General features: G+C 38.5%; 12 protein-coding genes. All 12 read right to left on the bottom strand.

Features of this window, described 5'->3' with window-relative positions; all coding sequences use genetic code 11:
- Positions 1-553: 553 nt before the first annotated feature.
- Positions 554-943 (bottom strand): AraC family transcriptional regulator, encoded by a 390-nt coding sequence (locus R2S08_RS27655; protein ID WP_316838139.1) that lies wholly within the window; start codon positions 941-943, stop codon positions 554-556.
- An 11-nt stretch (positions 944-954) separates the two neighbouring features.
- Entirely contained in the window at positions 955-1,257 is a 303-nt protein-coding gene (gene tnpB / locus R2S08_RS27650; RefSeq protein WP_316838138.1) for an IS66 family insertion sequence element accessory protein TnpB, read from the bottom strand.
- 180 nt (positions 1,258-1,437) lie between these two features.
- Positions 1,438-1,626, bottom strand: a complete 189-nt coding sequence (locus R2S08_RS27645; protein WP_133784335.1) for a hypothetical protein — start codon at positions 1,624-1,626, stop codon at positions 1,438-1,440.
- On the bottom strand, positions 1,623-2,042 hold the full coding sequence (locus R2S08_RS27640; protein WP_316838137.1) for a hypothetical protein: 420 nt from the start codon (positions 2,040-2,042) through the stop codon (positions 1,623-1,625). The genes R2S08_RS27645 and R2S08_RS27640 overlap by 4 nt, the downstream gene beginning before the upstream one ends.
- Positions 2,043-2,262: 220 nt before the next feature.
- Positions 2,263-3,123, bottom strand: coding sequence for an alpha/beta hydrolase (locus tag R2S08_RS27635; protein WP_316838136.1), 861 nt, complete (start codon positions 3,121-3,123; stop codon positions 2,263-2,265).
- A gap of 12 nt (positions 3,124-3,135) precedes the next feature.
- Complete coding sequence (locus R2S08_RS27630) at positions 3,136-3,912, bottom strand: hypothetical protein (protein WP_316838135.1); 777 nt, start codon at positions 3,910-3,912, stop codon at positions 3,136-3,138.
- A 612-nt stretch (positions 3,913-4,524) separates the two neighbouring features.
- Positions 4,525-4,983 (bottom strand): MauE/DoxX family redox-associated membrane protein, encoded by a 459-nt coding sequence (locus tag R2S08_RS27625; RefSeq protein WP_316838134.1) that lies wholly within the window; start codon positions 4,981-4,983, stop codon positions 4,525-4,527.
- A 17-nt stretch (positions 4,984-5,000) separates the two neighbouring features.
- Complete coding sequence (locus tag R2S08_RS27620) at positions 5,001-5,672, bottom strand: hypothetical protein (protein ID WP_316838133.1); 672 nt, start codon at positions 5,670-5,672, stop codon at positions 5,001-5,003.
- 12 nt (positions 5,673-5,684) lie between these two features.
- On the bottom strand, positions 5,685-6,527 hold the full coding sequence (locus R2S08_RS27615) for a hypothetical protein (RefSeq protein ID WP_316838132.1): 843 nt from the start codon (positions 6,525-6,527) through the stop codon (positions 5,685-5,687).
- Between the two features lie 33 nt (positions 6,528-6,560).
- Positions 6,561-9,314: an alpha/beta hydrolase family protein gene (locus tag R2S08_RS27610; RefSeq protein WP_316838131.1), complete on the bottom strand. Its 2,754-nt coding sequence runs from the start codon at positions 9,312-9,314 to the stop codon at positions 6,561-6,563.
- Between the two features lie 11 nt (positions 9,315-9,325).
- Positions 9,326-10,786, bottom strand: coding sequence for a RagB/SusD family nutrient uptake outer membrane protein (locus tag R2S08_RS27605; protein ID WP_316838130.1), 1,461 nt, complete (start codon positions 10,784-10,786; stop codon positions 9,326-9,328).
- Between the two features lie 26 nt (positions 10,787-10,812).
- Positions 10,813-14,115 (bottom strand): SusC/RagA family TonB-linked outer membrane protein, encoded by a 3,303-nt coding sequence (locus tag R2S08_RS27600; RefSeq protein ID WP_316838129.1) that lies wholly within the window; start codon positions 14,113-14,115, stop codon positions 10,813-10,815.
- Positions 14,116-14,295 lie beyond the last annotated feature (180 nt).

The following is a 14,295-nucleotide window of genomic DNA, read 5'->3' as shown; positions in this document are numbered from 1 at the left end:
TTTCATCCTGAACTTTCAATTTGAACTATCGACAAATTGTCGACAGTTCAATTTTGCAACCCATATTTTCAAAGCGTTACAAATTGTAACACTTTCATTTAGGCCAGGTAGTTTGCACTAATTTATTTTGCCACCCGTATCACTTCAACTGAGGTACAAATTGTACCCTGGTTGATTCCTGTTTTATCTTAATCCCTCTCTGGGCTGCGCCCATCTCTCCCTTTAAAAAGGGCGAGAGGTTGCAGGGAGCATAACCTTTATGGCGCCTTACCTAGCACACTCGTTATAGTACACTAGCTACTTCTCCTCTTGGCCCTTCAGGAGGGGTGCCCAACGGGCGGGGTGGTCTATCGCACTTGCCCTTTCTCCACCTGTGGAGAGAGGTGTCATGGAATGACGGAGAGAGGCCCACAGGGCAGAGAAGAGAATTATTATGAACCCTCACCGGTCTGCACCCAAGAAAATATGATTTCATGATCAAGCCTTAGAACCTAGAAGGTTCAGCGCGATCAGAAAACATATTTTCCCACTTCCCCTTTTGCACCCTGTAAATTCACGTCTTAAACCCCTTTCTATAAACCTTCGCAGTCTGGCCATTCCTCTGTTTAAACCACCTGCTGAAATATGGCAAATCGCTAAACCCCAGCAACTCCGAAATCTCTTTTATAGTATGCTTCGTATACTGCAACAAATACAAAGCCTCCCGGTAAATCCTGTCCTGCAGCAACTCATACACAGACCTACCCAAATAAGCCTTCGCAAATCTGTTCAAAGCATGGATGCTGGTATCCATTTTAACCGCATACACAGAAATATCCCGGTTGAGTCTAAAATCCTTTTCAATCAAAGACTGCAATACCCTTAACCGCTGAAAGTCTGGCGTGTAATAGCCTGAGTCTACCAGCCTAAATCCTTTAGTAGATGATTTCGTTTTTGTTAGCATACGTCCCTACGTCATTGAATCTTCCCATCTATTTGCGCTATTCTCAGCTTACACCTCAATCTTTCGCCTCTCTCTCCGGGAAGTTCATGAATCGTTAGTCCCGTTTCAGTCCAGAACAACACTTTGATATGAAGCTTACCTTTAATATAAAAAATGAAAGCATCACCGAATTTCGGAGCTTGCTTACTTTGCTTTAATACAATAGCACTTAAACCATCAAAGCTTTTCCGGTTATCTACAGGCTCCGGACAAAGAAAATATCTTTGCGCACCTGTAAGCGGATATACGTCCATTTTATCTATATAAATCATCATTCTGAGTTTTTTTTATGTATTGTGTATTGGCTAGACATCTCGCTGTCTCAATTGGAGGAGAATTAAGAAGAGGAAGTATAACCCAAACTCTGAACCCTCCCCGGTCTGCACCCAAGAAAATATGATTTCATGATCAAGCCTCAGAATCTGTAAGATTCAGCTAGATCATAAAACATATTTTCACCCCTTAGGCACCCAGGTACAAGTCACATCAAGGAGCTTATTCTCGATCAAATAGATCAGGATACTCACCGCTATTTCCTCATCTATATCTAAAGCCACTGCAACCTCTGGTAGCGTAAATGGTTTCCCATCCACATGATCAAGGAAAGCTTTGACCAATTCTTCGGGGATAAAATTTTCTTTCATAAACTGCGTTTTAAAATTTTACGGCATACCAGATTCAGCTCCAGGGAGATTTCTTCTAAAGGCTGGTAATTAATAAATTGCAATATGCGATGTAAACCCGCTTTGATTTGCAACAGAACAGACTGGTGTACATTCAACTCCATACCGGATTTCTCAGGCACTGGACCATATTCTTTAAGTAAGGCGAAGGTTCTGAACAGCAAGGACGAAATAAACTTTTTAATGACCGATTGTTTATACTCCAGGTCTTCTTCCTGAGATAAGATCAGCTCAAAGAGATAACCAGATAAGCCTCGGTAAGCAAGTTCAACTCTGGCATTCACCGCAGCAGGAATGTCAAGAGAGTGGTTTTCCAGATCATCCAGGAGCTCAACGAAGAGTTGTATGTTGTATTTTAATCCTTGTTTGTTTTTCATAATTTATATGTTATGCTATAACCACCTCGCTGTCCCCCTTTGGAGGGGGTTGGGGGAGGAATATTATAAATCTCAATGTTAGGCCTCCCCCTGCCCCCTCCAAAGGGGGATAGTATGACGCCTAACCTTTATAACGCCCTACCTTTCACACTCGCTACACTCACTTGCCCTTTCTCCACATGTGGAGAAAGGTGGCACGGAGTGCCGGATAGAGGCTTTTTCAAAACCCTTCCCTCTTCATAAACCCCAGCATCGGATCTAGCCACTCACTCACAGGCAATCGCTGCGTAAACCCATGATTCCCTTTCGGAAACAAATGCAGTTCCGCATCTACCTTGTTCTTCTGTAATGCCTGGTAAAATACAATGCTGTTGTTCACATCTACGATACTGTCATCACCACATTGGGTCAAATACGTTGGAGGAGTTTCCTTAGTTACCTGAAGTTCATTAGAGAACAAATCCACCTTTTCCTTCGAAGGCTCCATGCCCAATAAGTTAATCTTAGAACCCATATGGGTGAGCAGATCATTCATACTGATCACCGGATAAACCAGGATTATAAAGTCTGGCCGGAGGCTGATACTTTCTTTGTTCGGAATATAGCTCTTGGAAAAATGAGTACCCAAAGTACTTGCCAAATGTCCTCCTGCACTATACCCAATTACACCGACCTTAGCAGGATTAAGATTCCAGTTCACCGCATTAGACCGGATCACCTTCATAGCTTGCTGCGCATCCATTAATGGTCCATAGCTTTTGTCCCGCATAGTCTCCTTTTTCGGCAATCGGTATTTGAGTACAAAGGCGGCGATTCCTTTTTCAGCAAAAGCTTTGCCTATAGCGATGCCTTCTTCTTCAAAGGCAATGAAGCCATAGGCTCCTCCGGGGATCACCAGGACCGCTGTTCCTGTCGCTTTTTCTTTGATTGGTAGATATAGGGTCAAAGTCGGTTCTTCTTCTTTGGATAGTTTGACCGTACTTCCTGGAATAGTGTCCGGGTAAAGCGGCAGCACTTGTTGTGCTACCGCAGTATACCCTACCATTAAAAAGAGCATTAGAGTTAATATTTTGAGTTTCATAAATAATTCGTTCTAAAAGTTCAATTGGTATTTGTAGAGGTAGTGATCATAGAGTGCATATAGTGATTGTTCATCTACCCTAAAATCGGCAAGTTTCTTTCCATTGAAATTTGGCAGATAGAAGCTAAACTGATATTTTCCATTTGAAACAGCATAAACATCAATGATGGAAAAATCACCTAATAAACTATATTTTTCATTATCAGCTTTTAATCCTGAAACAATAAACAAGAATTTATTATTAGCCGCAGTTTGTTTATTTACATAAATCGGTGGTGATGATAAAGTAGCTTGGTTTGAAGATCTAATATAGGAAACCTTTATTTTAGCCTGGGTATTCGTATCAATAGTTTTTCCAGCATAGGTCAATCTCAGGTTTGTATCACTGCACAGAAATTGATTCCTGTAATAGTAGATATAAAACAGGTGTTTCGAATCAGGCGTTTTCACAAGATTGCCATCTGTACAAAAAATGCCGTCCACCTGTTTTTTTAATATCGTGTTTCCCGCCTTAAAGCCCGTGGAATCTGATCTATACTTTACAAGCACATTGTTGCCCCTCATAACAACCCTGAATACGAAGGACTGCTTATCAATGTGTACCGCCTTATTGAAAAAGGGAGGATGAGATATGTTAAGTTCATTACCATTAAATAAACTGCCGCTAAACAATGCGGGCTGGTTCCCGTCCAAAACAAATACAGAGGAGTCCTCTACGATGGAAAAAGATCCTTTCAGTAAGGATGCCTGTTTTGAAAAGTGAAGTTGCAATCTTACAGAATCTTTCATATCTGATTTGATATCTAATATTGAATCAGGGATAAAGAAATTACCCAAGTAGATTTTATCCTTATTAGATCCAGCAAAATAATAGTCAGATTTTTTCAAATCCAAAATAGGTCCTGGTATGATTTTATGCGGTGGTAAAAGTCGTACGAAACTATTAGAACGATTCCTCAGGTAATCTGAGGAAACAAATAGTATGAGGATGACGATCACACTGGCAACAAAGCATACTCCAATTGACAATAGCCTTTTATAAATCATTTAAAGAAATAATTAAACTAAGCCCGGAGAATATCCGGACTTAGTTGAGGTAAATTAAAATGGTGTTCTTAACGCAACCGAACAAGTCGGTGTAGTAGTTGCCTCAAACTTATACACAAGATACCTAGAAGCCGTCGCAGTACATTGTGGACCGGTACCAGTTTCAGAACAATTCGGCTCGTTTGTTGGAAATGGCATATTTGTACATACGCCACCAAGATATATTGATACTGGTCCCGGATCCACTGTTTTGGATTTAAACCCAAATGCTGCTGTAAGGGCGAGTAATACAACCCCACTAAAAAAAATACTTCTTAAATTCATGTTATTTTGGTTAGATTAAATTGCCTACGATTAAAGGGTTTCGGCTTTCCCTCTTACTGCAGATAAGTCCTTTATATTAATTGGATAAATCAAAATTGCTATTCCAGCCAGCAATACAAATATTACATTAAAAACAAGATGCTGATTCCAGCTCATGTATTGTAGTAAGCCTCCACATGAACAAGGTACATAAGGGCTAAAGTTTAATATCCCTACGATGTAAGCTGTAAACATCACCATTAAACAAAAGGAAGAATATAGTGCTATCATTTGAGATCGTTTGATAAACAATAAACCTGTAATAATCAATTCAAGAGCAGGCACTGTAATTGCCATAAGATCGGCAAGAGAGCTTAGTATAGGTGACTTACCCAGTTCCACCATAAATTTTTCAAAATCAAGCACTTTACTCAATGACGCATAAATAAACAATAGGATAAAAAGAGCGGAAATCACTTCTACTATCACAGTTTTTGTTTTAAAATTCATATTGCATTGTTTTAATATCAATAATTAGTAGCCCTGAATATAATCTCCGCACCTGCAGTACCAGCAAATACGAGGGTAATGTTCCTGAACCTCGGTATATTCCAACTCGGCACTGTAAACGAAGTAATTAAATCACCTGTAGTTGCATTTCTGAATTCAAGAACCTTATCTCCTTCAGAAGCTGTAGAAGAAACGTCTTTAAATGCGGATATAGCTTTATATCCCAGGTTATCAATAAAGGAGCCGTTTGCTCTGCCTTGCAGGTTTACACTGATCGGAACACCATCCTTAACCAAGTTGATCACCCTTGCACCAAAGACATTATTCGTGTGGAAAGGAATGTTCCCTTCCTTAAAAAACACAGTTTCTACTGACGTAGGTGTTCCGGTAAGGAACAACGAGTAAACTTCGCCGTTTACAAAATTCTTCGTCTGGTTATAGTAGACCAAATCGGGAGTAACAGTTGATGATAATTTCAACACCTGGCTTCCAGTTAAAACACCATAAGCAGCATACGCATTATTTGGAATGGTTGCCTTATTGGTTCCAAACTGCAGTTCACTGCCTCCAACAACTGCATTAATGATCTGAATACTCGCTAAAGGAGTTAATCTAATATCTTGCTTTTTGCAAGAACCGAGTATCATTGTCCATAAGGCAATGCTTACTGTGAATGATTTCAGCTTCATACTATTCATCATTTATGGATTAACGACAGTTTCAGGCCACGTTATCTCGTTTTTTTGCATTTTCTCTAATGTTTCTACGAGCTCTTTGTTATTATTGGAGAGTTTTATGGCTTTTTCTTCCCATTCTATAGCCTTTTCTTTATATCCCGCTTTATAAAGTAAGTTGGCATAGGTATCATAACACGCAACATCATTTTGGTTATACTTCTCCAAAGTATATTTCATCACCTGGATTGAAAACTCAAGCACTTTAGGGTCATCTACATGTTCAAAAACTCCATACCATGATAAATTATTAATTTGATATCTAGGATGTTTTAACCCTTGTTGAAAGTACAGTACATAATATTTAGCAAAGCTCGACCAGTTATCTTTCACTAACAAATGATAAATCATTCTTTGCCCCCATACAATTTCCTGACCTAGAGCGCCAAATTTGGCCGAAACCTTCTTTTCTAAAGTATCCCAATCTGGTCTGTCCATTTTTTCAAAATCTCCTTGAGGTAAGTATTGTTTATTAATAAAATCCATAACCTTATTTTGGGCTTGGTAATCCCCTAAGACAGAATTTATCTTTTCAGGTTCTTTCATAAAAAGCTTAAAAGCTTTACTGTTGCTATCACCTAAGAATTCGCCAATAAAGGATAAGTTCTCCTTAATAAATAACTCCTCTCTTTTCAATTTGAAAAGGTGATTATTAATATAATCTTGTGCCAGAGAGTCAGCAAGTTTGATGTTTCCCTTTACTTTAGCTTCCTTTACCTGGGAAGGCACCGCTGAATAATCAGTTTTTTTTTGAGCAAAAGCCAGGCTTGTCAGACTTAAAAAAGCCAAACCTACTAGTAATTTTTCCATGTATTATTGTTTTAGTTTTCCTTACCTAATTATTTATTTCATTGTGATAGTTATAGGTTTTCTATTCATCATAGCTTCCACTTTTTGCCGTTCTTCAGCGGTTAGTAAACTAGGACCAGGAGTTCTTCCTTTGGTATCTAATTCCAAACCGGCTTTCCAGCTTCTGTTACTAGCACTTACGCCATCTAACATCCAGAGTGGAGCAGGCTTATCTTTTAAATAGTGATCAAAGAACTGCATCATTCGTACACTAAAATCCTCGGCTTCTTTTCCGTCAACACCGTGATTACCTTCAGAATACACCAACATCCAGACCCTCTTTCCCATTCTTCTCAGTCCGTTAAAAAATTCCATTATATTTGGATAAGGACAAACACTATCTTTTTTAGTGTGCATTAATAATAAGGGAGTTGTTACCTTATCCACTTGAAAAATTGATGAGTTTTTAATATAAACTTCTGGTTTTTCCCAAAGACTAGCCCCCAGTCTGATTTGACCTTGCTCATGAAGAATTTGTTCACTAGATCCCATTCCTGCTTCAGTCAGACTTCCATAGCTACTTACAAAATCAGCAAGTCCAGAAGAGCTTTGGGCAGCAGCAAAAAGATTCGTATGAGTTACTAAATAGTTAGTTTGAGCTCCCCCAAAACTACATCCTTGTAACCCTAATTTTTTGGCATCCACAAATGACAAGGTCGAAACATAATTAGCGGCAGAAACTATCGCGTCATAAGTACCCTGCATCGGGTCACCAATCTTATAGTAAATATCTGGGGTAAACACCAAATATCCACGACTTACATAAGTGGGAATATCAATTGCACAACCCCCACATAGAACTTCTGGTTTCATATATGCATTTAGACCAACTGATTTACGTTCATAGTAATAAAAAATAACTGGGTACTTGCTATTAGGATCAAAATTCTCTGGTTTATATAAAATACCTTGAAGTCTTCTCCCATCAAGTGACTTCCAATTATGTAATTCTGTAGTATACCAATTGTATTTCTTCTGAGGCTGTAAATCACTTAACCTGGTAAAATTTCTAAAATTCCTTGTACTAAAATAATTTGGAGCATCAGTCGCACTCATTCGCCTAACAATGTACATCTCCACATTTTTCGCTTTAATAGGAGAGAAATCACTACCAACAAATACTCTCGAATTATTTGTTTCATATAAATATGATCCCATATGTAAAAGCTCAGGATCTCCCGCTTTATCCAATTGCTTTTCAAAAAAACCATTGTATTTATTTTCATTATTAAATGCAGTTAGATATACCTTTCCTTTTTCATCCACTATGCTTTCGGAATTTGAACCGATTGTATAATTGAAAATGATTTGGTTCTTCTTGCCGTAACCATTTGTAATATTAACAGCCTTTTCTATATTCAAAGGGTCTAGTTTCCAGATATCATAACGATCATAGACTAACACAGATTGATCATTTTTCAGCCATACTAGACGGGATACAATCCCTCTAGCACGTTCCTTATCCCAACCAGGTCTATCGTCTTGATCAAGATCAATCCACGAAACCATTAGCCCTTTCGTCAAGTTTCTAATGATTCCGGTTGTTATTTCATAGCTAAAATAATCCTGCTTTATTTTATCAAAGTATAAAATGTACTTTCCACATGGAGATAGTTTGACCAAGAGCTCCCCAACATTATCCAAAAAATCTAACGTTTTTTTTCTTCCGCTTTCCATGGAGACCAAACTCCATGTCAGTTTACCTGCAAAAAAACTCAATGGACCTCCAGACGTTGAATTTTGCACTAAAGCTAATTTAGCATTCTCAGATTTCGAAAATTGAAACAATTCTCTATCTTGCTGCTGTAAACGTATCAAAAGATGATTCTCGACATCAATTATCGCAAGATATTTTTGATCAATAGTTGCTCTTTCCTGCTCTGTTTGCAATTGTGTATCCGTATAACTCCAGATTTCTACAACTCCATTTTTTTGTTTTAGGATCTTTCCTTTTCCGATCAAGGAGGTGAATATAAACCTCCCATCTTCACTAAAAGAATCAAGATAACCTAAAGTAAGCCCAGGCTCGATACCTGACAAGTTTTTACCAGAGATGAAAACAGGGCTATCAGACCCAAATTTATAATACCAAACTGAATCTCCTGTCCTAAATGCCAATTGTCTATGCTTAACATCCAAAATTAAGTTTTCTGGTTTGTAGCCTTCCCATATTTTAGAACTTCTATCGGTATTTATATCTGTGATATTGATAGATCGTTTCTGATCATTGCCCCGTACAGATTTGAATAAAATTAAGACATCCTTATCAAAATTCCAGCTATCCACATTAATAAAAGATTTATCTTCTCTAGTTTTCAAGTTCTTTAATACAAAGTTCATCGGACCGCTAGCAGAGGGATACCACAGATATTCCACTCCTTTGATCTCGCGAAGATTGCACCAACGGGTATTTGGAATATAACTAACTTGACTGGTTCCGAGCGTAAGTATGCCCAGACTATCATTCTTGTTGATAAACAAGAAATATCTATCACTAAATTTACTTTCAAAATCCTTCAGTCCTCCTCTAAATTCCTTTTTCCATTTGCCATCCGTGGATTGAACCACCAGGGTTTTACTTCCTATTGGTATATTATTAATATTGTAGAATACATACTTTCCATTCTTGCAAATTGTGGGTTCTCCTAAGGAAGACCATTCTTTATAAGTAATGGAATCTATTACAGGTTTCTGTGCAAATAAGAAGTTCGCGCAGAAAACCATCATCATCGTTGAAAAAATTCTCATCGTTCTTGATCTTAATATCCTGGCGTTTGCGTCAAATTTGGATTGCTCTGTAATTCGTAAGACGAAATCGGGTAATACTGCTGAGAACTTCTCCACGCTGCTCCATTGCCTTTCTTAGGTGTAACTTTAACCATTACTTCATCTACTTTGTTAGTCCGCTTCAGATCTAACCAGCGATGTCCCCATTCCGTAAAAAATTCAACCCGTCTTTCCCTCATAATAAGGTTGATCAAATCCTCCTTGTTGACAGTTGGATTAACATCTTTAATCAATAGTAATCCCGCCCTGTTCCTGATCCGATCGATATCAGAAATCGCGTCGGCTACATTACCTAGCATGGCCCTGGACTCAGCCCGGATCAAAAATAATTCAGCAAGACGAATTACAGTACTATATTCCGTAACTGGAGCATCTGTTAGTGATGATGACTTAATCTTATATTTATATGGATAATAGTAAGTTGTGCCATTCGCATTAACACTGCCTACCCAACTGTTTTTCCGTTGATCTCCGGTCTCAAAATCGTTAATCAGTTCATTGCTTAGACTAACAGGATTATAACTAGAAGGTCCTTCTACCGGGATTATAAACGTCTGAGCCTCCTGTGTATTAAAACCAATTCCAGTAGGTTGCAATTGCCATATCGCTTCACGGTTATTTTTTAAAAATACATTTTCTAAGGCTTCCAATTGAAAAGATGTGTGATTTGACAAAATCATTGTGGCTGCTACTTCGGCATCTGCCCATCTCCCCATAAAAAGATAAGTTCTTGCTAGAAGAGCAGTTGCGGCCCATTTGTTTGGCCTTACCCGTTCTTCAGATCCGGGGGAATATTCTGTGATCCCATCTCCTTTCAAATACCCATTACCCAACAAGGTTTGTGCTGCTTTCAAATCCGCTACAATCCGATCATATACTAAAGCTTTGGCAGATCTCTTAATCACCGCATTAATCGTATAATCTGTACTTAATACTATAGGTACATCACCATATAAATTCACCAAGTAGAAATAATAGAAGGCACGCATAAAATAAGCCTCCCCCAGCAAATGTTGTTTTACTGCAGGACTCAGTCCTGCAGACGAATCAAGCCCCTCTAAAGCCTCATTTACAACATACAAATCTTGGTAGGCAGCGCCCCAAAAATCATTATTTACATTTGATGAGTTAAGACCATTTTGATAATATACTGCTAAAGCTTGATTCCCAGCCTCTGAATAATAATCAAATTCATCTGCAGATAGGCCTGTAATACAAGACAGACCAGAAAGCGATTGGGGATATACAGGATTGCCATTACTTAAATTTACGTATAAAGAAGTTATTGCACCAATAGCCGTCGCATCGTTATTATAGACATTCTTTGAGTTGAGGCTTGTTGTTGGGCCACCGACCTCAACGAGTTTTTTACAACTGCCAAAGACAAGTATGGAAAGTATTAAAGTCGAAACGGAAATTATTCTAGGATTCATTTTTTGTTTTTTTAGATTAAAAAAAATTATAAACCAACTTTTAAACCTATAGTAATTACTCTTAAAGGTGGTAGCGTAGTTGAGCTTTTAGTTTCAGGATCTAGTCCTTGATAATTAGTAAGAGTCCACAAATTTTGGCCCTGTATAAATATGTTACAATTTTGTAAGCGGGCACTTTTACTCCATCCCTCAGGTAACTGCCAAGAAAGGGATACATTCTTTAAGCGTACATAAGAGGCATCGGTCCAAGCTGCATCACTTTCATACACTCTTCCCAAAGCTTGGGATACATCAGATCTATTTGTTGTAAATCTTTGTATTGAAGATACATCTCCAGGACTTTGCCATCTATCCATCAAAGATGCTAACTGGTTTCCGCCTCCTTTACCCGCACCTGGAGTCAGGTTAGTTCCAAATCCCTGATTTTGGGCGATCTGTTTGACAAAAGAGAATAAAAAATCTACTTGAAAGCCTTTATAGAAGAATGAGTTCGAAAAGCCCCCATAAAACCTAGGTGCGAGATCAATTAGAATCGTTTTATCTAGGACATTGTCCGGTGTGGTCGTCGGTTTTCCGTTCCTATCCTCAAATTGATAAATTCCAGCTACAGGATCCACACCTAAAAAATGATAGACATACAATGCACTTACTGGCTGTCCAATTACTTTAGTTGACGAAAATCTTTGGTCTGGGGAATAATTTAATACTGATTTAAATTTCGTGAAATTGATGCTACTTGTCCACTTAAGACCTTTATCTTGTAGATTAATACTTGTAATTGTGAAATCCCATCCTGAGTTCGTTATCTTATCTGTTAAGTTTTTTGCAATTGTATAAAAACCACTTGTAATTGGAAGAGCGTAACCACTTAACTGATTGGAAGAATGATTTACATAATAATTAGCATTAAGTAGAATTCTGTCTTTTAGAAATCCCAGATCTAACCCAAACTGCAGTTTTCTTGTTTCTTCCCATTCCAGATATGGATTGGTTAAACGATTTGGTTGATAAGTTACCACTCCTTGATAAGCTATATCTTGCTGAACAGGATCATATAAACTCAAAAATCTATAATCGGGGATTTGATCGCTACCAGTTACGCCATAACTTGCTTTAATCTTTCCAAAACTTAAAAGACTCAAATGATCTTTAGTTAGGAATTCATTGGAAAAGATCCAGGCACCGCCCAAAGCTGCAAAATTATGAAACTGGGTTTTGGGCCCAAAACGCGAACTTCCATCTCTTCGCCCTGTTAAATTTAGTATATATTTATCTTGCCAGTTATAGTTAATACAACTAAATATAGCATTGTACTTATAAGTGGAATTGATTGAAGAATTTGCACTTACAGTCGTAGCAGAGAGTATATCGTCCATTACAAGGTCATTGCTAAAACCAAACGCTGATATTCCAGATCCTAGACTGGTTTTTTTAGAAATGGTTGTACCCAAAAGAACTTCTAATTTCCCCTTACCGATATTTCTATTATATGTCAATTGGGGTTCAATAGACCATGAATTGATATCATTATTTGTAAAAATGGTACTTCTACGGCTGTAAGAAAGGGTTTCTGGTGGACGAGATTGAAGAAAATATTTATTATTTCCATTAGATCTTAGACTGTTGTAACCAAAAACACTCTTGATTTCCAGACCCGGTACAATTTCATAACTCAAATTTAAGTTGCTTATCAAATTACTTGTTTTATTCAAAAAGCTATTGAACATATATCCTATTGGATTTGCAATGAACGTGCTCCTTTCTGATTGGTCGGGTGCCCAATTTATGCTGCCATCAGGCCCATATAATACTGGTGCAATAGGAGCTAATTGCATAGCATAACTAGTTAGATCTAGATTTGGTAATTGATTGTTGTCAAATAAATAATTCCCAGAAAACCCAATTTTAAATCTTTGATTGGCAGACGTATTATTTATATTAAAATGTATTGATGTTTTGTTATCAGCATAATCACCCGGAAAAACACTAGTTTCTCGATGATGACCTGCACTTACTAAAAATACAGTTCGATCATTCCCTCCTGAAACTGATGCATTAAAATCTTGAAATATCGCCGTTCCTCCAATCAGTTCTTTTTGCCAGTCCGTATAACGGGAGGTATCCCAGTTGCCATTGACATCACTATCTACATATGGACCCGGATCAGGGGCACCAATACCATCATTTTTCAATGCTTCCCTTCTCATTTCAAGGTATTGCTCTGAATTCATCAGATTCAGCTTCCGCGGTACCCTTGCCCAGCCCGATTGAAGGTTCATATTCACTTTGGTATCTCCTGCGTTTCCTTTTTTGGTAGTAATGAGTATCGCCCCATTAGCCGCCCTTGAACCATAAATCGCTGTGGCATCCGCATCTTTCAATACATCGATACTTTCAATATCAGAGGGATTAATAAAACTTAATGGATTTCCTACTGATGAACCAGTGTCTCCCGAACCACCTGATCCTCCAACAATTGAATTACCTCCTGGTAATAGCTGCGATATAAAAGGAACCCCATCAATCACATACAAAGGATCATTTCCATTAAAAATACTATTCTGTCCCTGTATCCTTACCTTCACCCCCGTCCCTGCAAACCCAGTAGCCTGCTCAATAAACAATCCCGGTACTCTACCCTGCAAAGCCAGCAACGGATTATTCACTGGTTGCTTTTCAATCACATCTGCCTTAATCGTCGTCACATTTCCCGTACTCAGCCTCTGAGTAGTCGTTCCATAAGCAATGACTTGAACTTCATCCAGCTTCGACAAACTCTGCTCCAGCACCACATTCCCCATATTCGCCGAAGCACTTACTTCCTTTGGCAAATAGCCAATAAAACTCACCACCAGCACAGCACCTTCTTCTACACCTCTCAGAAAAAACCTTCCATCCTTATCTGTACTCACGCCCTTCCCTGTTTTCTTTACCTTCACACTCGCGCCGGGGAGCGGACGATTCTCCGAATCCACCACACGCCCATTAGCGTCAATGCTAGCCCAGCGCTTAGCCAGGCGGCCCAGAAAGGTAGGTTCCTTCTCTTTTATAAGTATGGTTGTTTCATCTATTTCATAGCTTAGGGGTTGATTTTTCAATAGGGTTTCCATCACTTCTTTCAATTCTGCTCCTTTGAAATCTACATTGATGGTTTTGGTTTTATCCAGGATCTGGTCGGAATACAAGATCTTATATCCTGTCTGTTTGATGATCTCTTTAAAGACCAGGCCATAGGTCGCATCCTTCTTCGCATAAGTAAACTTCTGCGCAAAAGTGGCGGCACTAACCTGCAGCAGGCAGGTGGTCATGATAATTATGATCAGTTTCATAATTAATAATAGTTTTGGCGGCAACCACAAGCGCGGCATGCCTAGGTTAAAAGCAGTAAAATTCATACTTTCGTGTTGTTTGGGTTAATACGTTAAATGATCTCAGAATTTGTTTTTTGGGTTAACTCAGATACACTGCCATGGAGGTGCTCGAATCCCTTCATGGCTTTTTATCTTCTA

Origin of the sequence: Pedobacter nutrimenti, from assembly GCF_032678445.1 — a bacterium.
GTDB lineage: Bacteria > Bacteroidota > Bacteroidia > Sphingobacteriales > Sphingobacteriaceae > Pedobacter > Pedobacter nutrimenti_A.
The sequence above is the reverse complement of the archived record's forward strand: the minus strand, read 5'-3'. Positions and strand labels throughout refer to the sequence as shown.

What these genes read in the sequence shown, in the direction of transcription:
- R2S08_RS27655 (WP_316838139.1), bottom strand. Translation starts at nt 943, where the DNA reads ATGCTAACAAAAACGAAATCATCTACTAAAGGATTTAGGCTGGTAGAC.
- tnpB (WP_316838138.1), bottom strand. Translation starts at nt 1,257, where the DNA reads ATGATGATTTATATAGATAAAATGGACGTATATCCGCTTACAGGTGCG.
- R2S08_RS27645 (WP_133784335.1), bottom strand. Translation starts at nt 1,626, where the DNA reads ATGAAAGAAAATTTTATCCCCGAAGAATTGGTCAAAGCTTTCCTTGAT.
- R2S08_RS27640 (WP_316838137.1), bottom strand. Translation starts at nt 2,042, where the DNA reads ATGAAAAACAAACAAGGATTAAAATACAACATACAACTCTTCGTTGAG.
- R2S08_RS27635 (WP_316838136.1), bottom strand. Translation starts at nt 3,123, where the DNA reads ATGAAACTCAAAATATTAACTCTAATGCTCTTTTTAATGGTAGGGTAT.
- R2S08_RS27630 (WP_316838135.1), bottom strand. Translation starts at nt 3,912, where the DNA reads ATGAAAGATTCTGTAAGATTGCAACTTCACTTTTCAAAACAGGCATCC.
- R2S08_RS27625 (WP_316838134.1), bottom strand. Translation starts at nt 4,983, where the DNA reads ATGAATTTTAAAACAAAAACTGTGATAGTAGAAGTGATTTCCGCTCTT.
- R2S08_RS27620 (WP_316838133.1), bottom strand. Translation starts at nt 5,672, where the DNA reads ATGAAGCTGAAATCATTCACAGTAAGCATTGCCTTATGGACAATGATA.
- R2S08_RS27615 (WP_316838132.1), bottom strand. Translation starts at nt 6,527, where the DNA reads ATGGAAAAATTACTAGTAGGTTTGGCTTTTTTAAGTCTGACAAGCCTG.
- R2S08_RS27610 (WP_316838131.1), bottom strand. Translation starts at nt 9,314, where the DNA reads ATGAGAATTTTTTCAACGATGATGATGGTTTTCTGCGCGAACTTCTTA.
- R2S08_RS27605 (WP_316838130.1), bottom strand. Translation starts at nt 10,786, where the DNA reads ATGAATCCTAGAATAATTTCCGTTTCGACTTTAATACTTTCCATACTT.
- R2S08_RS27600 (WP_316838129.1), bottom strand. Translation starts at nt 14,115, where the DNA reads ATGAAACTGATCATAATTATCATGACCACCTGCCTGCTGCAGGTTAGT.